General features: G+C 44.1%; 15 protein-coding genes. 11 read left to right on the forward strand and 4 right to left on the reverse strand.

The window, feature by feature from the left end; all coding sequences use genetic code 11:
• Window positions 1-80: 80 nt before the first annotated feature.
• Window positions 81-1,493, forward strand: coding sequence for a HEAT repeat domain-containing protein (locus tag MUG84_RS01570; RefSeq protein ID WP_244718439.1), 1,413 nt, complete (start codon window positions 81-83; stop codon window positions 1,491-1,493).
• A gap of 148 nt (window positions 1,494-1,641) precedes the next feature.
• Here the strand turns inward: MUG84_RS01570 and MUG84_RS01575 are convergent, their stop codons facing one another.
• A complete protein-coding gene (locus MUG84_RS01575) occupies window positions 1,642-2,481 on the reverse strand; it encodes an AraC family transcriptional regulator (protein ID WP_244718442.1) in 840 nt (279 codons plus the stop codon).
• Between the two features lie 113 nt (window positions 2,482-2,594).
• Here MUG84_RS01575 and MUG84_RS01580 point away from each other — a divergent pair, with 113 nt between their 5' ends.
• From MUG84_RS01580 to MUG84_RS01590, 3 genes are all read left to right on the forward strand, one after another.
• The gene (locus MUG84_RS01580) at window positions 2,595-2,918 is read left to right on the forward strand and encodes a UxaA family hydrolase (RefSeq protein WP_342346084.1); all 324 of its coding nucleotides are present in this window, start codon (window positions 2,595-2,597) and stop codon (window positions 2,916-2,918) included.
• Window positions 2,915-4,075 carry a UxaA family hydrolase gene (locus MUG84_RS01585; RefSeq protein WP_244718449.1) on the forward strand — a complete coding sequence of 387 codons (1,161 nt, stop codon included), beginning with the start codon at window positions 2,915-2,917 and terminating at the stop codon, window positions 4,073-4,075. Before MUG84_RS01580 ends, MUG84_RS01585 begins: the two co-directional genes overlap by 4 nt.
• A gap of 355 nt (window positions 4,076-4,430) precedes the next feature.
• Window positions 4,431-7,517 carry a discoidin domain-containing protein gene (locus MUG84_RS01590; RefSeq protein WP_244718452.1) on the forward strand — a complete coding sequence of 1,029 codons (3,087 nt, stop codon included), beginning with the start codon at window positions 4,431-4,433 and terminating at the stop codon, window positions 7,515-7,517.
• Between the two features lie 123 nt (window positions 7,518-7,640).
• Here the strand turns inward: MUG84_RS01590 and MUG84_RS01595 are convergent, their stop codons facing one another.
• Window positions 7,641-8,534 carry a carbohydrate ABC transporter permease gene (locus tag MUG84_RS01595; protein ID WP_244718455.1) on the reverse strand — a complete coding sequence of 298 codons (894 nt, stop codon included), beginning with the start codon at window positions 8,532-8,534 and terminating at the stop codon, window positions 7,641-7,643.
• A gap of 18 nt (window positions 8,535-8,552) precedes the next feature.
• The gene (locus MUG84_RS01600; protein ID WP_244718458.1) at window positions 8,553-9,524 is read right to left on the reverse strand and encodes an ABC transporter permease; all 972 of its coding nucleotides are present in this window, start codon (window positions 9,522-9,524) and stop codon (window positions 8,553-8,555) included.
• Between the two features lie 180 nt (window positions 9,525-9,704).
• Between MUG84_RS01600 and MUG84_RS01605 the strand changes: the two genes are divergently transcribed.
• The 7 genes from MUG84_RS01605 to MUG84_RS01635 all read left to right on the forward strand — a co-directional run bounded on the left by MUG84_RS01605 (window position 9,705) and on the right by MUG84_RS01635 (window position 23,643).
• On the forward strand, window positions 9,705-11,261 hold the full coding sequence (locus MUG84_RS01605; protein ID WP_244718461.1) for a response regulator transcription factor: 1,557 nt from the start codon (window positions 9,705-9,707) through the stop codon (window positions 11,259-11,261).
• Window positions 11,239-13,041 (forward strand): sensor histidine kinase, encoded by a 1,803-nt coding sequence (locus MUG84_RS01610; RefSeq protein WP_244718464.1) that lies wholly within the window; start codon window positions 11,239-11,241, stop codon window positions 13,039-13,041. The genes MUG84_RS01605 and MUG84_RS01610 overlap by 23 nt, the downstream gene beginning before the upstream one ends.
• Window positions 13,042-13,213: 172 nt before the next feature.
• Entirely contained in the window at window positions 13,214-14,842 is a 1,629-nt protein-coding gene (locus MUG84_RS01615; protein ID WP_244718471.1) for an ABC transporter substrate-binding protein, read from the forward strand.
• A gap of 91 nt (window positions 14,843-14,933) precedes the next feature.
• Window positions 14,934-17,045 carry an alpha-galactosidase gene (locus MUG84_RS01620; protein ID WP_244718474.1) on the forward strand — a complete coding sequence of 704 codons (2,112 nt, stop codon included), beginning with the start codon at window positions 14,934-14,936 and terminating at the stop codon, window positions 17,043-17,045.
• 100 nt (window positions 17,046-17,145) lie between these two features.
• Window positions 17,146-19,455 carry a glycoside hydrolase family 95 protein gene (locus tag MUG84_RS01625; RefSeq protein WP_244718493.1) on the forward strand — a complete coding sequence of 770 codons (2,310 nt, stop codon included), beginning with the start codon at window positions 17,146-17,148 and terminating at the stop codon, window positions 19,453-19,455.
• A 113-nt stretch (window positions 19,456-19,568) separates the two neighbouring features.
• Window positions 19,569-19,709, forward strand: a complete 141-nt coding sequence (locus tag MUG84_RS01630; protein ID WP_244718495.1) for a hypothetical protein — start codon at window positions 19,569-19,571, stop codon at window positions 19,707-19,709.
• A gap of 448 nt (window positions 19,710-20,157) precedes the next feature.
• Window positions 20,158-23,643, forward strand: a complete 3,486-nt coding sequence (locus MUG84_RS01635; protein WP_244718498.1) for an InlB B-repeat-containing protein — start codon at window positions 20,158-20,160, stop codon at window positions 23,641-23,643.
• Between the two features lie 98 nt (window positions 23,644-23,741).
• Here MUG84_RS01635 and MUG84_RS01640 read toward each other — a convergent pair whose 3' ends face one another.
• The gene (locus tag MUG84_RS01640) at window positions 23,742-25,316 is read right to left on the reverse strand and encodes an ABC transporter substrate-binding protein (RefSeq protein WP_244718501.1); all 1,575 of its coding nucleotides are present in this window, start codon (window positions 25,314-25,316) and stop codon (window positions 23,742-23,744) included.
• Window positions 25,317-25,322: the final 6 nt, after the last annotated feature.

Below are 25,322 nucleotides of genomic sequence, written 5' to 3' on the forward strand. Positions count from 1 at the left end.
ATGAACTTTCTCTATATCTGTTGAGGGCCCGTTTTTTTATGATGGGTGTGTAATCCAATATAAAGGAGGTTCACTCGAGTATGGGGAACAAAACGCAATTATTGTTAACAGATGAGCAAATGAGACAGTTTATCGTGGATGGGTTTCTGATTCTACAAACCGATTTTTCGAAGGAGTTTCATCGGAGTTTACTTGAGCAATTGAGTTACGTGTATGAGCATGAAGGAAATCCAGGCAACAATCTTCTCCCTCGGATTCGCGAGCTGCAGCAAGTTTTCGATCACCCCGTCATTACCGGCGCTTTAACGAGCGTACTCGGACCGGATTATATGCTGCATGCACATCGCCATGGGCATTTCAATGCCATTCCCGAGGCGGGCGGCTGGCACAAAGATAGCTATTGGGGTTACTCCAAAATGCGCAATCACCATCCATGGTGGGCCATGATCATGTATTTCCCACAAGACACACCAGCCCAATTGGGGCCGACCGGTGTCATGCCGGGGACTCAGAACTACCATACAAGAACTTTCGTCAACAATGAAAATAAGGAAGAAGCGCTCGCAAGTGGAGAAGCGGGAACATTTGCCCTGATCCATTACGATATCTGGCATCGCTCGACTCCGAACATGCTCGGCAAAGAACGTTATATGCTGAAATTCGAATTTATGAGAACGCAAGCGCCGACAAACCCGACTTGGAATCAAAAGGATGAAGTCTGGAAGCTTCCGGAACAGATTAAAAGTCCTTTCAGGCAGCAAGACACGATGTGGGAGGAAACGTGGAACTGGTTGTCCGGTAAGCTTGGCAGCCTCGCGAATACGGCTTCAGCGGACGCGGAGAGCGTTCAACAGCTGACCGCAGAACTGCGGGACGCTTCGGAGCCAAACGTGCTGCATGCGGCTTACGAGCTTGCCCGTAGAGGGACGCTGGGCGTAGAAGCTTTGCTCCAAGGCTTGAGCGATAATGAAGCCGGCGTATCGCGCACTTCCGCTTACGGATTATCCGTATCCGGGAGCGAAGCAGTCAGCGGCTTAACCGAAGCTCTAGATCACGAAAATCTGCATACGGTAGTGCATGCGGCTTTTGCCTTGGGCGAACAACGGGAGCTGACTAACGAAGCCGTATCCAAGCTGATTAACCTGCTTCAGCATCCTGCTCCTCAAGTTCGCTATACCGCAGCGGAATCGCTCGGAATGCTCGGCAAACCATCGGACGCAACGGTTGAAGGATTAATAGAATGTTTGAAAGATGAAGATGTGCAAGTCCGATTTACGACAGGCTTATCGCTGTCGAGATTGGGCGCAGCGGCCGAGGCGGCCGTGCCGCAATTGCAAATTGCTTTGGATGACGAGAACCGTTACGTCCGAGCCCACGCGCTAGAAGCACTGCGCTATATCGGGACGGAAGAAGCCAAAGATGCCTTGATCAAGCATCTGTTCAACTCCCGCTGGTGCTCGAACACAACGCCACAAAGCACGTTTTATCCATAAGCAAGGGAACAAGAGGGGCTGCCCGCCTTCTTCTTAAGATTATAGAATTTATAAGTTTTCAGCGAAGCTGAACAATTCTATAATCGCAAGAAAAACTTCTGCTAAAAGCGGTCTGTCTTTTGTGAAAGTACGTCGATAGACGTTTTTCTTATTTTGTCCGAGGGCCTGCCATCAGCTCCCTGTAGGTGCTCGGCGCGTAGCCGCTATGCTCTTTGAACATACGGGAGAAATAAGAAAGCTCCAGCCCGATGGAGTCGGCGATCGAAGAGATGCTCATGCTTGTGAACGTCAGCAGCTGGGTCGCTTTCTCCAGACGGTGGCGGTTAATATATTGGATCGGCGAGAGGCCGGTGAAGTTTTTGAACACATGGATGAAATAGTTCGGCTGAAAATGCGCAATATGCGCAAGTTCCTCAACCGTCATTTGAAGGGAAACGTTGTCCTCGATATGCTGCAGAACCGCGCTCATTTTATCATAGGTAGAATTGGTTGTACGATTCAGCTTGGTATGGCCGCACAGATCGAAGAACGAAGAAAGCAATTCAAGAAGTATCGAACGGATACGAAATCTGGACGTGAGATCATCTCGGTTCGCGTATCGGATGAGACGCTCGAACAGCCCTTTCATCTCCGCGGGTTCCGGTTGAACGACGTAAGAGGAAACGGCAACATGATCGAATAACTGGAGATCCCCAAGCTTCGAGGTGAAGTGGCACCAATACTTGCCCAGCGTGTTGTCACTGATCGTGCTGTAAGATTGCAAGATGCCAGCGGGCATAATATAGAGCTCTCCCGGCTTCGGATAATACTCTTGTTTGCCTATTTTCAAATAACCCTCGCCCTCCGTAATGTAATACATTTTGTTGAAGTTCGGGGTATAGTCATAATCGCGCCAAGTGACGGGTACTTTCGTATAGGCAGCGAAGAATAGATCGAGCTGCATGTTAACCAGGTATGGATTCGAGTCCAATCCAATTGCATTATCCATTCGTTTGCACCATCCTCTGCCAGAACGATCACTAATCATTAAATGCTAAGATGGAATGAAAGCATTGTCAAGACAGTTTATTGTATAGATGAAACAATGAGGTGAGTCTATTGGTGAGTAACATTCATGCGGGGGCCGACGCCCTCACAATCCATAATCAAGATCAAGTCGCGACGGTTTTGCGGGACTTGTCAGAAGGCGATACGGCATGGATACGGCATGGCGAGACGATGATTTCGATTAAACTTCTTGAAAACGTTGCATTTGGCCATAAAATTGCTATTACGAACATTTCGGAGGGATCGGTTGTGCGAAAGTACGGGGAAATCATCGGCCGTGCGACCAAAGAGATCGAAGCTGGCATGCACGTACACGTTCATAACGTGGAAGGCATACGCGGGCGTGGCGACAAAACGGCTCAGGAGGAACAACGATGAAGACGATACCTGCTTATATGCGGCCGAATGGCGATATCGGAATCCGCAATCATTTGCTAATCATCCCTACGGTCATCTGCTCGAATCAAGTGTGCAACCGGATTATGCAATCGGTTCCGGATACGGTGGCGATACCGCATCAGCATGGCTGTAGCCAGATCGGCGCCGACAAGGACCGCACATTCGACGTTCTTGCAGGAACGGGCAAAAATCCGAACGTCGGCGGTGTCATTATCATTAGCTTGGGCTGCGAAGTCGTTGATCCGAAGCGTCTTGCCGATGAAATTCGGAAGACGGGAAAGCCGGTGGAATGGTTCGACATCCAATCCGTCGGCGGGTCGGTAAAGGCCATCGGGCACGGCATCGAGATAGCTAAACGTATGAAAGCCGAGCTCGACAAGCTAACCAAAACGGACGTTCCGCTCAGCAAGTTGAAAATCGGCGTAAAATGCGGCGGATCCGATGCGACTTCCGGTCTTGCGTCCAATCCGGCTCTCGGAGAGGCTGCGGATCGCCTCGTTGCCGAAGGCGGCGGCATCGTGATCGGCGAGACGACGGAGATCATCGGCGCGGAGCATGTACTGGCGGAACGCTGCGCGTCGGAGACGACCAAGGAGAAGCTGTTCCATATCGTCGATCGGTTCGAGAAGGAAGTGGACCGCATGGGCGCCGATATGCGAGGAGGCAATCCGAGTCCAGGCAACATAGCCGGCGGACTTACGACCATCGAGGAAAAATCATTAGGCTGCATCAGTAAATGTGGCACGGCCCCCATCGAGGGCGTTATTGAATACGCGGAGCGCATCCCGGAGCATGGCCTGTATTTCATGGACTCCCCGGGCAACGATATCGAATGCGTATCCGGCATGGCCGCAGGTGGAGCCCACATCGTCTGCTTCACAACGGGGCTCGGCACGCCGACCGGCGCCGCTGTCGTCCCCGTGATCAAAATTACGGGAAACCCCAGCACATTCCGGCATATGGAAGACAATATGGACGTTGATGTCAGCGATATTTTGAGCGGTTCCTTCAGCCTCAGTGAAGCCGGAGCACGAATTTGGCAGGAAATCATGGAAGTTGCGGGCGGCAAGCTGACCAAAGCAGAAATATTGGGGCATCAGGAATTCAGTATTAATCGCATTGGTCCGAGCCTATAACGGCTTATTATGCGAATGAGGGCTTAAGATTCCGATTGTCGCTGCTGGCGGTATTCCGCAGGCGTATTCACGGAGCCGCGCGGGTTTGTGGACTCCGTTTTCTAATTAATTCTGGAATATTACAGTGAAACAAGCAATCATCGAGAAGAAGGTTAACCTTTATCTCGATTGATCGCTTGTTTTGCTATGTCATTAATCTCCTCCGTATCGACAATAAATGGGAAAGATGCTGGGACGAGACCAATGTAAGTCATTTTCAGATATGATCTGTAAGATTACGATATAGAATATACTCATGACGATTCCTACAATGAAAGTGAGAATAACATACCATTCATTGTAAGGAGGAACTGTTATGCGCAAAAATGTATTCTTGAGGGCATTTACTGTTTGTTTGATCATGGTACTGGCTAGCTCTATAGTACCCCTGAACAGTTATGCAAAACCAGCCTCATCAGCGGTATCGATTGTCGAAAAAAGTAATCGGATTGAAGCTACAAATGGAAACTATTCAATTACTTATGACTTATTAACAGGCAAAGGGAATCTTTCCTGGAAGGGTCAGACGGTCATGAAAGAATTCAGTTCAAATTATAAATTGAAGGGAACTGATAATCGGGTACAGTCTACTGATCAAGCGCAGCGAACAGCAGATTGGGTAACAATCAAAGATGATTATGGAGCAAAAGGCAAAAAGCTAACGATTGAAACAAAACTGGATTCAGGCTCAACTATCGACCTCAATTTTTATCTCTATCCCAATGTCTCCTATTTTTTAGTCGATATGCAAGTGGAGCATCCTGTAGCTAAAGCAGTCGAAATTATGGAACCGCTTTCGGCCGACAATTTAGATATCGGTGCAGGATCGGATAAACGAATTTACACAACCCCATATACGAATAATTTTGATTTTGGCGTTGCTCCTGTAGATCAATTCGGTATGAGCCAGAACGGCGCAGATCGTTTTCATGGCGAGGAACTGAAATGGGAGGAGTTTAACGGTATTAGCCATTGCGTTACTGCGGTATTCGATAATGAGAATAAGAATGGATTGGTGGCAGGCGCGGCTACCGTGCAGAATTGGAAGAGCAGCGAGAAGCTTGGCGAGGCTGCAGTGAAGAACGGATCGCTCAGCTCATTTTCCATCTATAATTGGGGCGGATCGCATAGTGGAGAGCGTGTATCCTCAGACAAATTTTTTGTTGGCTATTATGACGATTATCAGCTTGGTTTAGAGGAATATGGACAAGTCTACAACATTGCTGAGCCTCATCTGGAATGGAACGATGAAGTTCCAATTGGCTATAACACGTTCTACTCCCATGATAATTACGCTTCAGCAGAAGCCATGTATGGGATGGTTGATTATGTTGCTGAGCATCTAAAGCCACTAGGATATCGCTATTTCAATCTTGATGGCGGTTTTCAGCCGAAGTCAGGTATTCCCTTTGATGAATCCATGAAGGAATTCGCTGATTATGTCCATTCAAAGGGGCTAAAGGTCGGAGGATATTTGACTCCGTTTACCATATACGAAGGTTGGTTGGATCTTCCTATACCCGGGACTGAATATACGCATCGAGACATTTGTTTACGGGATGAGAATGGGGAGCTTATCAAAACTTATCTAAATACGTATGCCATTGATATGACCCACCCGGCAGCACAGGCAGTCGTGAAACGGAATGTAGATGATTACATCAAATGGGGTTATGACTATTTAAAGCTTGATTTTATCGATATGGGTATGTATGAAGGCAAGCACTATGATCCGACGGTCAATGGTATGCAAAATTATCGGATCGGGCTAGGCATTATTCGCGATGCAGTATTAGCAGCAGATCATCCAATCTATATTAATGAGTCTATAGCGCCATTATTGCCAGCTGCGTTTGCACATGGCAGAAGAGCGGCATGTGATACTTCACTAGGTGTTGCAAACTACTCAGGGATTGAAAGACAAGCATTTAACAGTGCGGCATCCTGGTGGACGAACGGGACGATCTATTCCTACAATGACCCTGACATGTATATCCCAGAGTATGTCATTCAGGGCTTCTGGAACAAGTATGGACAAAACGATAGTAAATTGCTAGCCACCACAGTTGCTCTGGGTGGGGGTCATTGGCTCGTTGGCGACAACATTCCATTCGTAGCCGAGGATCGGTTGCAAATAATAGAGAACAAAGCTTTATTAGACCTCGTGAAGCAAGGAAATGCGGCTAAGCCGGTAAAGATGACGAACTTCTATCATCAAGAAGAGCATTCTCCAGCTGCCATATATGTTACGGATGATGATGGTAATCGTATTGTCGGACTCTCCAACTGGACCGATCATGAGCAGGTTATAACTGTTGATTTCGCCGATCTAGGTCTAAAGCCGAACAAGAAGTATAGTTTGACCGAGCTTTACAGTGGGAACTCCATCGGCAGGGTAAGTGAGAGCTTAACATACAAATTACAGCCCAAGGGCACAGCGATTATCCGAGTGTCAGAAGATAAAAGCAATTCGGAGATTGCAGTTCCGGATAATCTCGCATTAGGCAAGCCCGTTCAGGTATCCTCTACGTGGGCAGATGAAGGATATGGCGCAGTAAATATTACAGATGGAAGCCTGGAGACGCGTTGGAACGCCGCAGATGGACAATTGAATGATCAGTGGGTTGAGATTGACTTTACGAAAGAAACGACACTGAATCAACTTGTGGTTAAGGAATTTAGAGACCCGTACTTTAAAGTAGCTAATTATACCTTGCAATACTGGGATGGAATTAAATATCAAGATATTACGAAAGGTTTCATGCTAGGTGATAATAGAGTCTTTACATTCCCCACGATAACAACGACTAAGGTTAGACTGAATATCAACACGAGCTATGGGGTTCCATCCATTTATGAAATAGAGGCTTATTATAATGCAGGACAAGGTGGGAATCGAATTGATCAGGATAGCAGCAATACGGATTATTCCTATTACTCGGATATCCGAGCTAACATTGAGCGGATGCAAGTATTCGAATTGAAGCATTCTGATCTTCCTAAACTCGATATTCATATTTATGAGAGTTATCGAAATGCGATTCCGAAAGATGCATATTACTTTGATCTTGTAACACTTGATGACAATTATAACCCAGTAGAAACGATATTCTCTGCTTCTTTGCCGCCATACAATATTCCGGGTTCCATTACACCTTATTCGATCTATCCGAAGTTAACAGGGCTGGACGTGAATAAGAAGTATGGACTTATTTTAAAGTCTCCAAAGTCCGAATACACGGAGAGTACAGATAATAACTATGGATTTGCCTATAGTGACAATAACCCTTATCAGGAAGGGTTTGCACAAGTATCGCTAGATGGTGGACAGACTTGGATAGCAGAAAAGAACCGAGATTTATTATTCACTGTGTATACAGCGGAAGATTGGAGTAAGAAGTAAAATCAATTTTTTATTCAACTGAAAACTTCCACATAAAAAACTGCACCTCCAATTGTTAGTTGTGTCTAACAATTGGGGTGCAGTTCACTTTATAGACAACCCCTCTTTACTGAGATGATAGGATCAGCTCTTAATTGCACCCAGCATCATACCTTTAACAAAATACTTCTGTACGAAAGGATAGACTAGAATAATAGGCAAGGTCGCTACCATGGTGACAGCCATACGAATACTTTCGCTGGATACCGGGACTCGACTTGAGTTTTGTGCCAGTTGCTGTGCTTGTGACATCATTCCACCGGTTTGGAATTGATTTAATATTTTTACTAAGACGGCTTGCAACGTTTTTAACTCAGGCTTATAAGTGTAAATATAGGAGTCATACCAGGAATTCCAGTGGCCGATGGCAATGAATAAGCCAATTGTTGCTAGCACTGGGACACAGAGAGGCATGACAATTCGGAAAAATATTTGCAGATCGTTCGCACCGTCTATTTTAGCGGACTCTTCAATCTCACCAGGGAGTTGTTCGATATATGTACGAACCAGAATCATAAGGAAAACTCCGATCATTCCAGGGAAGATGAATACCCAGAAGGTATCGATTAATCCAAGAGATTTAATGACCATGTAGCTAGGAACCATACCACCACCGAAATACATCGTTAATACAAAGAAGAAGGAGAAGAACTTCCAACCTAGCAGATAACGCTTACTGAGTGAATAAGAAAGCATGGAAATGCAGAAGACGGACAGAGCGGTACCGATAACGGTACGCAGTACTGTAACTTTAATGGCGCTCCATATTTCGGGATTGTTTAATATCGATTTATAGCTCTCTAAAGTAAATTCCCTTGGCCATAAGAACAGCCCGCCGCGCATCGTATCCGTTGCATCATTTAATGAGATAACGAGAATGTTCCAAAAAGGATAAAAGGTAACGATAAAGATAACGCTCAAAAAGATATATAAAGAGATGTCGAAAATGTGATCCGATATAGTCTTTTTCTCTTTCATGGAATTTACCTCCCTTACTTAGAATAATGATTGGCCATTCACCTTTTTTGCAGTGAAGTTCACGATCAGAACGATGATAAAGGCGACCACGGAACTAAACATACCGACCGCAGATGCATAAGAGAACATTCCATTTTGAATCCCGTAACGGAAAGTGTAAGTAGATAATACATCCGAGTATTCTTTAGTAAGTTCATTTCCTAACAGAAAATGTTGATCAAATCCGGCATTCAATATACCACCAAGCGCCAATATAAGCAGGATAACAATGGTCGGCTTTAAGTGTGGCAAGGTTATATAACGGATTCGTCTGAATCGATTAGCCCCGTCCACCTTAGCGGCTTCATACAATTCTGGATTAATAGAAGAGATGGCTGCCAAGTACATAATAGAGCTGTACCCCATATCCTTCCATGTGTTCCCTATAGCAACGATCCACCAGAAGTATTTACCTTCCTGCAAAAATAAAATGCTTTCATCTGTAATATTTAAAAATTTGAGAAGTGCGTTAATCACCCCGTCTGATGCGAGGAGAGTTACGATAATGTTAGCTGCAATAACCCACGAAATGAAGTAAGGTAAGTACGAAGCCGTTTGCACTGTTTTTTTAAATTTCGCATTTTTAATCTCGTTAATCGCAATAGCAATGATAATAGGCATTGGGAATGAGAAGAGCAGTGTAATTAAGGTTGAAGCTAGCGTATTCCGCATGATAATGTAGAAGTCGCCATTGGTGAAGAAGTACCTGAACCATTCCAATCCTACAAATTCGCTGCTGAATAAGTTGCTCCAAAATCCTCCGAGTGTTGGTTGGTAATTAACAAAAGCCATATACAAGCCAGCCATTGGAGCATAGGCGAATAACAACGCCCAAATGATTCCGGGCAGCATCATCAGAAAAAGAAATTTTTGCGACTTAAAGGTTGACCAAATATTACGTCGAGGAATCTTAAGTTGCTTCTTTTTCTGTAATTGTACTGATGTTTGCATTCGTGACACCTCACATTTCAAGTTATACTAAAATTATAAAACCTGAAAAAAAGAGAAGTCGATACGACAAAGTTCCGAATCATGCTTGAAAATAACTTTCATTGTGAAAGAGGATGTAGAATCGAGGTATGGAGACGGTATAATTTAAGGGAAAGTATACAAACTTAGGAGCTGACAACTATGTATAGTATCTTTTTAGTCGATGATGAACACATAGAATTAGAAATGATGCGAGATTTTATTCGTTGGGAAGATATGGAGATTTATGTTGCCGGTACGGCTGTTAATGGAAAAGATGCGTTAGAAAAAATAAAAATGATTCAGCCGGATATCATTCTTACCGATGTTAAAATGCCGCTTATGAATGGAATCGAGCTAGCTACGCAGGTTAGCGAAGAGTTTGATTGGATTAAGATTGTATTCTTAACCGGATATGATGAGTTTGAATATGTAAAGTCAGCTCTAAACGTGGGGGCAGTAGGCTATATCCTGAAACCGCTTGATCTTGGCGAGATTGCCGATGTCATGGACAGAGTGAAGAAAAAATGTGAAGAAGTACGCATGAAGAATAAATCGATACAAGTAACAAAGTCGAATATTGTTAAAGAATTAATTTATGAAAAAAAGCCTAAGCGTCGAGAGAATTTGACTAACAGCTTTAATCGGCTGGAACGAAGTGAGCAGGGTGTCCAATTCACACTCGTTTTATGTAGTATCGATCCGGATCATATGCTGCAGCATGAGATTCAATTAGAAGACAGCATTACATCGCTAGAGGAGTTTATAAATCAGTACTGCATTGAAAATGAGGTTCATGTAACCGTTTTATCACTTAAAGAAGGTGAATGGTCCCTACTAGTTGATTCTAATCAGCTTCATGCGAATAGAACGTTTTGGTCAGGTATCGCTGGTGCTATAAGACAACACTTTTCCTTCACCGTTACGATGGCCGTCAGTGAGAAATATGATGAGCTTACAAATGTCCACCTGTTATATGAACAAGTAAAAAACATAACGAATGAACGATATTATATTGGTTATGGAAACGTTATTTACGCTGGGGACATCGATGGCAAGTTTCAAAGCGATCAAATGCCGCCATTCTTGGAAAATAAGCTATTTGAAGCAGTTATGCAGTTTGATCAGGAGCAAGTTGAAAGTATCATTCAGGAGTTTTTCTCAAACCTTGTTCATCTACGAATCTACCAAAAGCATGTATGCAATTGGGCTATAGATATGATTGATCACTTGAATGAATATATCAGCAATGACGGGACGGATATTTATGCGTTGATTGTGTCCAGAGCGGATCTTTATCATTCCATTTATGAATGTCCTATTATCGCAGAAGTCGAAGCGAAGATTTTTCACATCTGTAAGCGTACGATAGAGCTGATTATGAATCGTCACACGGATAAAAATGAGAAGTTAGTACATCAAGTCCGTACACTAATTCAACATTCCTATCATGACCAAATCACGATATCGAGCTTATCCAGTCAGGTGTATCTGTCTCCGAACTATTTACGGTCCTTGTTCAAAGAGAATACAGGCATAACTATTCATGATTACATAACGAAGGTCAGATTAGAAAAAGCGAAGGAGTTACTTGGCGATGCTTCCTTGAGAGTTCATGACATCGCACAAAAAGTGGGCTATGAAAGCGCCTCCTATTTTTGTTCTTTATTTCTGAAGAGCCAAGGAGTTACACCAAATGAATATCGAAAAAACCTATAAAAAGCTGCAATTCTGGAATAAGGTATACGCAATTACCAACCCTGGAAGAAACAGGTTAAACTTTAATTTTAATTTGAAGAAAAAGTTCTTTTTAATTTTTTTGGTTAGTTCGATTATCCCGATTACTTCGTTCATTGCTTATTCCTATTTCTCAACAAGAGACCTAATAACAAAACAATCCTATTCCAGTCTAAACGAGACACTGAATCAAATTAATTTGAATATCGAGAATCGCTTGGAGTATTATCACAAGCTTTCAGATAGTCTATATATGGATTCACAACTGCGCAATTATTTGTCGAATAATTACTTGGAGGCATTTTATTATCTGGATGCATTCAATTATATTAATAGTACCCTATCAACGATGCTTACTTTAAATTCCAAAATACAAGGGATTACAATCTATACGGATAATAAGACATTTTATTCTGACGGTGTGTTTGTGAAGTATATGGAAGATATCCCAGAACGGGTTAAACAAGAGGCACTTCAAGCGGCTGGGGATACGATATATATGCAGCTTCAGGATGAGGAATCGTTGGACTATCACATTACGCTGGCACGATCACTCAGTTATTTTAGTCTGACACATCCATATGGAATACTGACCATAAATATTGATAACGATGAGATATACTCTCTTATCAAACAAGAGAGTGTAAATAAGAGTATTTATATTATAGATGAGAGTGGAACTATTATTACGGCAGGAGATAAAGAGATGGTCAGCCAATCGTTATATGATACGTTCCCGATCGAAGATCAGTTGCAGGCCTCCTCAGGTAGATTCGAAGAGGATATAGACGGACAAAAGTGCTTCTTCCTGTTTAAGCAGCTAAGCAATGGGTGGAAGTCCGTTATTACAGTGCCGTATAGTCAACTAATGGAGGATGCAGAGAAGTCAACAGAGAGGATCATCTGGATCTCTATTCTAACGATTGCTGCTTCGATCATTCTCATTCATATCACGACAAAACTGATCACAAAGAGAATAGAGCAGCTATTGCAGCAGATTCGCAAAGTAGAGCGTGGGGATTTTGAAGTATCAATCCAGTCTACTAGTAGAGATGAAATTGCTCAGCTATCGTTCGCGTTCAATAAGATGGCCTCTAAGATCCAAGAATTGATTCATGACGTATATGTGAAAGAAATTTCAATGAAAGAGGCAGAACTGACGACGCTTCAGGCGCAAATCAATCCGCATTTTCTCTATAATACATTAGCTTCTATCTCTTCCTTGGCAATAAAAGAAGGAGATATGCAGGTATATCAAATGGTAAACCATTTATCGAAATACTATCGAATATCGCTAAATAAAGGGAAACGGATCATATTAATCGAGCAGGAAATTAATCTTGTGAAAAATTACATCTCCATCCAGGAAATTCGGTTCAAAGGGATGCTGCGTATGCATTATGACTTGGATGAAACGCTGTTTCAACTGTCTACAATCAAATTGATACTGCAGCCTTTTGTTGAGAATTGCATTAACCATGCCATTTGGAATGAATCGGGGATTAATATTATCGTAAAATTGAAATCGTACGGTGACGATATCTTACTTCAAATTATTGATGATGGCATGGGTATGACACCGGCTAATCTGGAAAAAGCGCTGAAAAAGACAAGTAATAATTCTGGCTATGGCATCAATAATGTGGATGAGCGGATTAAGCTTACCTATGGGGAGTCTTACGGCGTTGAAATTTTTAGCCGTCTAGGAATTGGCACATCGGTTACGGTGCGTATACCTAAAATGAAAATTTACGAGGTTTAGTCAATACATGAAAGACGTTTTCAAATATGAATAGTAATATTGCGATATGGATTATCTGTATGATCGTTTTTACAATAAAACTATAGGGATGAAGGTACAATTTCCCTAAGTAGTTAATTTGTAATCGCTTTAATTGCACAACAAGGACTAACTTGAGAAAGGGGTAAAAAGGATGAAAAAGTTAAATCTAGTTATTGTTTTCATCTTAGTGCTCTCATTGCTTTCCGCATGTGGAGCCAAAACAGATGAAGCATCGAATCAAGCATCAGCAGGTAATGATGGTACGACGAGTAGTAAAGAAAGCAATGAACCGTTAAAATTAACAATATTTGACAAAAATGTAGGTGATCCATTTAATAACCCGGTTGCACAAGAGATTACGAAGAGAACAGGCGTCACGGTTGAAGTGCAACAGCCGACAGGTAATCCTGCCGAGAAATTAAACTTGATGCTAGCTAGTAATGATCTGCCGGACGTGCTTATGATCGATCGTGGTAGCGATATCATGAATAAATACATCGCGACGGGTGCTATTATTCCACTCAATGATCTTATTGATGAATATGGTCCTAACATTAAAAAGATGTACGGTGACACATTACAGAAAACAAGACATACTGATGGGAAAAACTATTATCTTCCTAACTGGTATGGTCTTGAACAGTATCCAATCTTCGGTTTTCTAATGAGAATGGATCTGTTGAAAGAGCTGGGTGTGGAAGGTAAAGTAAACAACGGAGAAGCTTTTACAGCAGATGAGTTTGTAGATTTGCTGACCAGATTTAAAGAGAAATATCCAACCATTGATGGAAAGCCTACGATTCCAATTACATTGAATGGCGAGAATATGGGTGCAGTTACGGGAACCTTCAAAGGCATGTTCGGGATCATGCCTTATTATGAGGTAAACGGTGAGCTCCAAAAAGATATCCGAGATCCTCAGTACCTCGAAATGATTAAGTTTATGAACTCGCTTTACACGAAAGGCTTACTGGACAAAGAGTGGGTAACGCTGAAAACGAAACAGTATGAAGAGAAATTAGCGGGAGGTAATGTATTTGCGACGGCAGACACATCGTGGAACGTTGTTCCTTCGAATGATTTGCTGAAAGCAGACGCGCAAGATCCATCCACTAAAGATGATAAACAGTTCTACCAGTACAAAGTAGTTGCACCTGGGGTTGATCCAGCTAAAACAACATATAGCCCAAAAAGCTCATTAGGATGGGATGGAGCTACGATCTCCAAGACGAACAAGGATCCAGTTCGAACTATAAAATTCTTAGATTTCCTCGCAAGTGAGGAAGGACAATATTTAATGATGTGGGGTATCGAGGGTGTACATTGGGATATGAAGGATGGGAAGCATACCCCTCGTCAAGAAGTGTTGGATGAATTCAACAACAACTTTGCAGAGGCCTCCAAAAAAACCGGTATTCGTAAATGGACTTGGATGATTAAAAATGGACCCGGTGAAGACGGAACAGCTCATGATTTAATTTATCGCTATCAAAGTGATCCAAAGACCGATTTAGCCATTAAAAATCTAGCTGATTCTTCGTTTGATACCGCACCATATGATGGTTTAGGTCCTGCAGGAGGAACACCAGAAGCCATCATGGAGCAGAAGGTGAACGAAACGATTAATAACTATTTCATCAAGATGGTAGTAGCTCCTTCAGAGGAAAAAGCTGTTGAATTGTACAACCAAATGATGAAGGAGACAGAAACTGCAGGCCTTTCGAAGTTAGAGAAGATTTATAACGAAAATTACAAAACGCGTATGGAGTTATGGAAATAGAATAGCTTATGTGAGATGGAAGGGAGCCAGGGACAATATCCTTGGCTTTCTTCAGCAAGGCGGCTCATTAATTTAACTAGAGGGTGATATCATGTCGATTCAATATGATAAAGAACTGAAGATATTTTCGATTCAGATGCAAAAGAGTTCTTATGTGTTCGGTTTGAATGAAAGAGGGACATTACAGCATCTGTATTGGGGTGACCCGGTTATTGCACAGGATTGCGCTTCGATGCTTCACTCCAAGTTTCATAGTTCATTCGATGCTGGAGTGGAGCGGGAAGTAGAAGAATACAGCTTCTGGGGAGGTCTTACTTATATAGAGCCTTGTCTTAAAGTAAGATGGGATGATCATGTACGTGATCTGCATGTTATGTATGTCGATCATCAAATTATGGAGAAGGATGGGACAGTAACACTCAGGATTACTTTCAAGGATAAAGCTTATCCGTTGCAGGTGCAATTATACTACAGTGTGATCCCAGAATATGATTTAATCGAACGTTATGTGGAGATTTGCAATACGGGTACACAAGAAGTCATTCTAGAAAGTATGCAATCTGCTGCTTGGACAATGCCCCACCTGCAAGATTACCGCTTAACACATGTAACAGGTAAATGGGCAGGTGAATTCCAACTCCGCGAAACCCTGCTTTCAGAAGGGAAGAAAGTACTGGAATCAAGAAGAGGATTCACAGATTCTCATGCCAATCCATGGTTTGTAATAGATGATGGACAAGCGACCGAGGATTATGGAAAAGTATGGTTTGGGGCTCTTGCGTGGAGCGGCAACTGGAAGATAACTACTGAGAAAACGGTGTTTAATCATGTCCAGGTAACAGGTGGAATTCACGACTTTGATAGTGAATGGATACTCGGCCCAGGTGAACACTTTAAGACCCCTGTATTTACAGGAGGCTATACTGCAGGCGGCTTTGGTGAGATGAGCCGTCATCTTCACCACTATCAGTATGATTATATCCTGCCTTGTAAAGAAGAGCGTAAGGTACTGTATAACTCCTGGGAAGCAACTTATTTCGATGTAAATGCGAAGGATCAGATGGCATTGGCGGAGAAAGCGGCAAAGATGGGAGTAGAGCTGTTCGTTATTGATGATGGCTGGTTCGGTCAAAGGAACCATGACCGTGCAGGGCTTGGCGACTGGTCGACTAATCCAGAAAAGTTCCCAAATGGATTAAATGAACTGATTCATAAAGTGCATGACCTTGGGATGGAGTTTGGCATCTGGGTAGAGCCGGAAGCGGTGAATCCTGATAGTGATTTATATCGCCAGCATCCGGATTGGGTTTATCATTTCCCAAACCGTGATCGGACTGAGCTACGTAATCAACTAGTATTGAATATTTCAAAACCTGAAGTAAAGAGCTTTATTCTCGAGTTTATGTCGGATCTGCTTGGTAACCATCATATTAAATTTATTAAATGGGATATGAACCGTACGATCACTGAGCCCGGAATGAAGGATCATCCGCTGCATCGTCAGAAGGAAATATGGATACGTCATGTTCAGAGCCTATACGAGATATGGGCAGAACTAAGAAGAAGATTTCCACATGTAGAGTTTGAGACATGCGCTGGTGGCGGTTCGCGAATTGATCTTGGTATATTTCAGTATGCGGATCAGGCATGGCCAAGCGATAATACGGACGCATTTGATCGCTTGAGTATTCAAGAAGGTTTCTCTTATGTATATGCGCCTAAGATGATGACCTGCTGGGTAACAGAATCGCCAAGCGGAATGAATCGGAGAGCGCTGTCGTTGCAGTATCGATTCCATAGCGCCATGATGGGGGCATTAGGTGTTGGTGCCAATTTGAATGAGTGGAGTGAGGAACAGATTGAACAATCTGCTGAATTCATTCAGCTCTATAAACAGATTCGCCCATTAGTGCAATACGGCAAGCAATATCGTCTGCAAGCTCTAAGGAAGAAAGGAGTTACGGCTGTTCAATATGTAAATATGAGCGGCGAAGAAAGCGTTCTATTTGCATTCTTGCAATCACAGCGCTTAGGCGAGCCGCTTCCTAGACTACGATTACAAGGGCTTCAGCAGGATAAACTTTATATCATTGACCAGCTGCCAGGAGTCTGGAGTGGAAGAGCGTTAATGAATATAGGAATTGAGCTTCCGCTTCGTGGTGATTTTGACAGTCTGGTTTACCGAGTGAAAGTGAAGGAATAGAGTTTTAAGTACCACAACATCGAGATTATACCTTCGTATTTTGAATTATACCCGCTTTTCAAGCAGATTCATTTCAAATACAGTAGAAGGAGAATCCAGGATGGACGAATTCAAGTTATGGTACACAGAACCCGCCAAAGATTGGTCACAGGGGCTTCCGATTGGAAACGGAAGAATCGGTGCGGTCATCCACGGGGGCACGGATTCTGAGATATGGAGCATGACAGAGATAACCTATTGGTCGGGGAAAGCGGAGGTCATTCCAAGTCAATCGAATGGGAAGGCTGACCTCGAAAAGATGAGAAAGTATTTTTTTGCGGGAGACTATGCGACAGGAGATCGGCTTGCGAAACAAGTGCTGCAGCCAAAGAAACAAAATTTCGGAACGAATTTGCCGCTTTGCAATGTTAGGTTCCAGTTTCCTCCCATAGGAGAGGCAGAGCAATTTGTCCGTGAATTAGCACTGGATCATGCGATAGCTCAATTATCGTACAAGGTAAATGGCAACACGCTCAGGCGTGAAGTATTCGCTACACATGCCGATGATATCGTCGCATCCCGACTATGGGGAGAACTTCCTGGCTCAGTTTCCTTCATTCTTAGCATCGAAGGGACTACGGACTCTTTCATAACGGAAACGGTAAACGGCAATGAGATAAAGTTCAGAAGTCAGGCTAAAGAATATGTCCATAGTGATGGAACTTGCGGCGTGCGGAGCCAGGGTCTCGTAAAAGTAGTAGCTTCCGGCGGAACCCTCCGCTGGGAAGCGGGACAGCTGCTTGTATCCGATGCCGATGAAGTCTTTATTTACTTTGCCGTCAACACAGATTATCAAAGAGATGACAACTGGGCGGAGGCATGCGAACTTCAAGTAGAGTCTGCACTAGCCAAAGGCTATGCTCGCCTCCGAGCAGATCACATTGCGGACTACCGCCAGCTCTATGACAAGGTCAAATTGCAGTTAGGCCATTCGGAATATGAAAGTTTGCCAACAGATAAACGTATCCATTTGTTTAAGACGGAACAAGTCGATGATCCACAGTTATTCGCTTTATTTTTACAATACGGTCGCTATTTGATGATCGCCGGATCACGAGCGGATTCTCCGCTGCCTTTACATTTACAAGGGATATGGAACGATGGCGAAGCCTGCCGTATGGGCTGGAGCTGCGACTATCATCTCGATATCAATACAGAAATGAATTACTTCCCAGCAGAAGTAACGAATCTGGGGGAGAGCCATCTTACGTTAATGCGCTTCATCGAAAATCTGTCACAGTCAGGGCGTTCTACGGCGCGTAATTTTTACGGGAGTGACGGCTGGGCTGCGCATGTATTTTCCAATGCATGGGGCTTTACGGCTCCGGGCTGGGAGACGTCTTGGGGATTGAATGTAACGGGAGGGTTATGGATTGCGACGCATATGATCGAGCACTATGAATACAGTCAGGATCGTACTTTCTTAGAAAATCATGCGTATCCCGTTCTGAAAGAAGCAGCCGCATTTTTCCTGGATTATATGACCGTACATCCTACATATGGATGGTTGGTGACAGGTCCATCGAATTCGCCGGAAAATCATTTCTTTAGCAATGATCGAAGCCAGGGTGTGCAGCAATTGTCTATGGGGACTACCTTGGATCAGGTGCTTGTGCGGGATTTATTTACGTTTTGTCTGAAGTCATCGGAATTATTGAATGTTGACGATCCATTTCAGCAACGGCTGAAAGAGGCTATCGATATATTGCCGCCCTTGCAAATTGGCAAGAAAGGACAATTGCAAGAATGGCTGGAGGATTATGAGGAAGCCCAGCCTGAACATCGGCACTTGTCACATATGTTCGCACTATATCCAAGCCATCAGGTAACGCCGGATGAGACGCCTGAATTAAGCGCAGCCGCCAGAGTCAGTCTTGAGAAACGAATGATCCAGGAAGAGTTGGAAGACATCGAATTTACAGCAGCGCTCTTTGGATTAAATTTCGCTCGGTTGCATGATGGGGAGAGAGCTTACAAGCATATCTCTCATTTGATTGGGGAATTATGCTTTGATAATTTATTGACCTATTCTAAAGCAGGGATCGCGGGTGCTGAGACCAATATTTTCGTAATTGACGGTAATTTTGGCGGTACAGCCGCCATTGCTGAAATGCTGCTGCAGAGTCATGCTAATGAAATTCGTCTGCTGCCTGCCTTGCCGCAATCTTGGAAGGCAGGATCGGTTACCGGCCTGCGTGCAAGAGGGAATGTGGAGGTCGACATCGCGTGGGAAAATGGTCAAATGTTAGAAGCAACGATCTATGCTCACACGAAGAGTATAATCACCGTACGATTTAGGAACGAAAAGGTATCGCTGGATGTAGAAGCAGGCGGTGTATACACATTGAATCGCCAATTGTACTTAGTCTAAATTCGGAAAAAATCTTTAAAGAGATAAGACAACCATAGCGATCAAAAAGCTGATTAAGCAACAGCGTATGAAAACGAGGTCAGGCGCTCATGTTATGAATGGAGGTGAACGTCATGACTGGAAGAAACAACAAGCCGAAGAACAACGGACCTGCCTCTTCTCCTGGACGGCTCGATCAATTCGGTGAGAAGCTGACAGGGGATGAAGGAAACAAACCGATGAACCCAGGTAAAAACAAAGGAAAGAGCTGCTGAGTGAAGATCTCAGCCATTTTTCAGAGAGATTTCAAAGAAAAGAAACGGCGCCTTTAAACCGCAGCCGTTTCTTTTCTTTATGCAGGTTTAATCTTGTCTACGCGCATGGAGTAAGATCATCTTCTATTCCATGTTTGTCTTTTTGGAGATATGTGCAGATTTTGGAGTTCAAATTGTTCAAAAAATCGGAGTTTTTCATTTTTCTTGTGTATACAGTTATTTGAAATTCGGATTAAGATAGTGCCAGTTAAACTGAATCCGCTTCTTCTCGCTTGGCCAGTGAACAACTAGCAAATGGAAAGCGCTATCACAAATCCTGAGTACAGGTACTTTTGTTTTTTTATAGTAATAATTTGAAAGGAGGTGATGATTTATATATTTATAGCGTTGCTTAAGTTAAAAGAATACTTGCTTCAAAAGCCAAAATGTTAAAGGAGTTTGATGGATTATGCAAACCAAACGAAGACTTTTATCAACTATTCTAACCTTATGTTATTTCGTAACAGTATCGCTTACGTCATATGTTGCGGCGGCGCCGGCAACAGGTGCCTCTCCGGGAAATCTTGCATATAACGCCACCGTAACGGGGTCCAATTATGATTCAACCGGTCAAAGTACCGGTGGTTGGTGGGGAGGCTCCCCATTTTCACTCCAAAACATAACAAGCGGCACATTAAATACAGATTTATGGGTTGCACCGCACGTTAGCGGCACTTCCGGCACTCCCGGCGATACTGCCTCCGTATATCTTCTCATCGATTTAGGAACAGAAAAAACGATGAATGTCATAAAAATTTGGAATTATTATAGGAATCACCCAGCATCAGGCCTAAGAACATATCATAACCAGATTGTTCAGCTTTCGGCAGACGGCATCAACTGGGTCAACGTATTCAATCAGGATGTCAACGATGTCGCTCATCAGGATCCGAAGGACTCGAATCAGACATTTGCAAACGAAACTCTTGTAAACGGAACCATCACGGGTGTTTCGGCCGGAAATGACGCCGAATATCAGGAGGATACAAATGCCGGCGGTCATCAGATTGACTTTGCGCCGACAACTGCACGTTACATCAGATGGTGGTCTGGCGGTGAAACCGGCACAATCTCCAACAATAACCTTCCGCAGATGGTCCAACTACAAGCATACTATATGAACACCGTCACTTATGATTATAATGACGGAGTTAACCCTTCAACTACTGTAAATGTAAGCAGCGACACAGTATTAACCAAGCCAAACGACCCCGTTTCCCAAACATTGGGTCAGGTTTTCGACGGATGGACGGTGGATGTTGCCGGCGGAACAGCGTGGGATTTCTCTCAGCCGGTAACAGGTGACATGAAGCTTGTGGCTAATTGGAAAACCGTCCCTGTATACACCGTTAAATTTTCTTACAGCGAGAATGCGGAACCAATGACTGTAAAGGTCACGAAAGGCAATACGGTGACCCCTCCTGAAGGTCTAACAAGCGATGGTATGGTTTTGGCAGGATGGAAGCTTAAGGGCGTGCCCTATGATTTTTCTACTCCGATTATAAAGGATGTAACTCTGGCAGCGATATGGGTACCTGTGCCCAGTCAAGACGCTTATGTAATTCCGGCAGGCGTGTTGAATATTGTGCTAAACAGCGCTGGTCAGATTACAAAACTTATCAACACTCTTGACGGCACCGACTATGTTACAACTAATCCGGACGGCAAGGCGTCGTATCTGATGTCCCTGATTGTGAACAATGCTCCGCAGTATCCAACAGCGGTACATTATGCGAAAGGAAACGGGACCTTAACCTTGGATTTTGCCTCTGTGAAGGGAAAGGCTACCGTAAATATTGATAAAAAGGGCGGCTATACCACCTTTACGCTGACAGATTTGAAATTACCGTCAGAATGGTCTGCGCAGGCAGTATTGTGGGGTCCCATCAAGATTGGCATTAAATCAGGCGGTCAGGTTGCAGGTGTTGCATACAACGACAAATTCGGCATTGGTATTCATAGCTTGAACAATAAGACCGTCGGTGGTTGGCCGGTTGAATTTAACAATTTAAGCTACCCATCGGATCTTCCGAACGTTAACGGATACTTAAATCCCCTCGATACCAGAGGTTTCAACAATATCGCGGCTGCTTTCAGCACATGGGGCAGTGCGTTGCAGGCATACACATGGGATTATACTAAGCCAACCGAGCGTAAGGTTCAGGAATGGAATGCCGCTTCACCTACGCGCACCATTCCCGCGCTTACCGGTGATTACGCAGGCGATGCGAGCATGATAGGCTCCTCTATTGCCTTGTTCGGAACAAGAACTCCTAACATTTTAAACGTTTTATCCAACATAGAGGTAAATGAAGGCTTGCCGCACCCGACGATTAACGGTAAGTGGCAAAAGACCTCTCAGGAAACAGCGCAGGATTTCTTGGTATTTACCGATAATATGTACAATAATATTGTAAATGACTCGAAAATGGCCCTTGACGCAGGTATTAATTACATCTACGGGCAATACGGTGCGTCAGGCCCGTGGATTACAGACGGTGGTTTCCAATTTAACGGCAACTTCGGCGGTTCCGATGCTGCGGCAAAACAGATGGTAGACACCGCAGCAAGCTACGGAGTTAAGGTGGGTGTTCATACCTTGTCGAACGAGATTTCCCCAGGCGATGCGACATATATCCAGCCCCTTGCTAGTGCCGGACTCGCAAGCGCAGGCATTGCGCATCTGACAAGACCGATGTCGGATACCGACACTACCGTATATATCGATAACGGCAAGGAATTCTCACCGGCTGCTGTCAGCGCAGCAGATTCAAACAGCGTTCTTATTGACAATGAAATGATAGCATTTAGCACCTGCACTCAAGTGAGTGACAACGAATGGCAATTGACAGGCGTTGTACGCGGTTATCGTGCAACTACGGTAAGCGCTCATGATACAGGAGCTGCTGCTAAGCTGCTTTGGTTTTATTATGATAGATATATTGCGGATATGGAATTGAATAAGCAGATGACTGACCGGATGGTGGACATATTTAATAACGTAGGTGTCCATGCAATGTCTTATGATGCACTTGAGGCAACCAAAATGACAACTTACGGTCCTCTTCAATTCAGCGAATTTCCTATCGCAGTTTATAATCGTATAAATGAAGCGGGAAACAAAGACGGATTTATAACAGAAGCAAGTGATATGGGCTCAAATTTGTGGGATGTGCAATCTAGAATCAGCTGGGGAGAATCCGATACCCCGGTCAACCTCATTTCCAATTACTTGGAATTCTACGGTCTAAACTTTATGCCGAAAATGCTTGGCTGGACATACACCCACGGAAATCATGGAGCTTCCAACGAGCCCAACCTGCTTATGAACCTTGCTATGAAGGCCGGTTGGAATGCCGGAACCGGTTGGTATGTTACTGCAAGCACATTTCAACAGAGACCTTACATGGCAAAGGAAATCAAACTTTGGAATAATGCGATAAAACATGGCGCGTTTGTTGTAGGCGGCGATTTCACGTCTGCGGTCCAGGCTGATATGAGAAAATCATGGTCTAACGGTAAAATATGGAGGATAACCGAGGTTGTACCGGATCAGCAATGGACCTTGCAACAGGTTACCAAAGACACTAACTTCACTCCTATCGGAAACCCCATAACCCTGCATGCAACAAACAATATTAATGTTGTGCAATCCGCAAACGGCGATATTGCCACCAGCACAAGTCTTGACTACTCAAGGGCGCACAGCAGCGACACTGTGAAGATTTATACCCAGGCATATTCAGGCTTTCAGCTTGTCGAAGCCACTTTGACGGTTACAGGCGCGGATAACACCGTATATCCGATAACGGCAAGCGGTGACGGTACTTACACATTCCAAATGCCGTCGCAGGACGTGACGATAACGGCACAGTTTAGCAAAGTTAAGAACTAAATCATAAAACCAAGAGAGCCCTGCTGCAGCGCCGCAGGGCTCTCTTATTTGCACCCAACATGGGCGATTCATTAACTATAGATATGAATTTGTATTCCTTATTTTTGTGCGGCTTTCCAGGTGTCGATTTGCTTCTGCATTTCCGTTAGTATTTTATCGGCGCCCGCAGCATTCATTTTCTTCAAGAACTCGTTATATTTCTCTTCGCTGGTCACACCGAGCTCGATGCCTCTGTAGTACTCGTCAAATACAGCACTTGTTTTACCGATTTCCGCTTTAACCGGTTCCGCATCGAAGGAGAAGCCGAGCAGTTTCGACGGTTCTGCAGTTTCGTTCAGTTTTTTCGTATCTTCCCAGACGGTTTTCGGCATACCTTCCTGGATATAGGCGAGGAAGTTGGATGCGAACATCCACGGCACTTGCGGGTTGTAAGCTTGTTGGTTCGAACCGGCGACCATGTAGCCATCGTTATTGATCTTGAAGTGGTCATCTTTGATGCCGAAGTTGAGCAGGTTGAACAGCTCGACGTCTGTGTTCAAGAGCTCCAGCAACATCATCGCTCTTTCCGGGTTTTTCGACGTACGGCTGATCGCGTGCATCGTAGCGATAATTCCGTTTGTCGTCAGATGCGCTTTGGAAGTCGGAGCGTTGACATACGGCTCGCCGCCCAACGATGAGGCAAGCACATCTCCGCCTGGTTTGTAGGCGCCGCCGATGTCCATGATCCACTTGCCCGCTTTCCCGTCAGCCCAATCGTCTTGCTTCTTGGAGATGCGTTCTTTGGAATTCATGTAGCCTTTGGCGTTCCAATCTCTCATGACCGCGGCGAACTTCTTGAACTCATCGGTTTCGAACTGGTTGACAACCTTCAGGGAGTCATCGTTGTAAAACACGGCGCCGGGGATATTGATACCCGAAATGGTTTCGAAGGTGAACATATCCTGAATTTGCGTTAACGCTGTAATGAATGCTTTTTCCGGATGGTCTTTCTTGACCGCTTGAATGTACGGCTCGAGCAGGTTCATCGTATCCGCGCTCAGTTTACCGCCAACGCTGCTGATGTCGAATCCGTATTTTTCCGCGAGCGCTTTCGAAGTGGATACTTCGGGTGTTCGGGCGGAAATTTGATAGTTAATGTAGCCGTAAATTTTGCCGTTGACGCGAGTTGCATCCCAGAAATTTTTCGGTATGGCGGCATAGGATTTCGGAGCATACTGCGCAAGCAAATCATCCAGCGGCAGGAAGGCTCCCTTCGCGACGTTCTGGGTGTAGTTGTTGATCCAGTTGGAAGTAAAGGCTAGGTCGTAAGGCTCGCCGGAGGCGATGATCACTTTCATCTTTTGATCGTAATCGCCAAACGAGATCGGCTTAAAGTCGATGGTGGCGTTAATTTTTTGTTTCACGACTTTGTTCACTTCGGAAAACACTTTGTCTTGCTCAGCTTGAGGCCAGTTACCAGGGAAATACCAAGTTAGTGTGACGTCAGGCAAATCTCCGGCTGTATTTCCGTTCCCGGAGGGGCTGGTGTTTGAAGTGGAAGCTGGCTGCGATGCGTTTGACGAACCGGCCTTCTCTTTGTCTGTGTCTCCGCATGCGCCAAGCAACAGGCTGAATATAAGAATCAAGATTGTTGTCATGATACCGGTTCTGATAAGACGGGTGCGTCTTTGCATTTTTTG

It is taken from the genome of Paenibacillus mangrovi (assembly GCF_022898935.1).
Taxonomy (GTDB): domain Bacteria; phylum Bacillota; class Bacilli; order Paenibacillales; family Paenibacillaceae; genus Paenibacillus_AQ; species Paenibacillus_AQ mangrovi.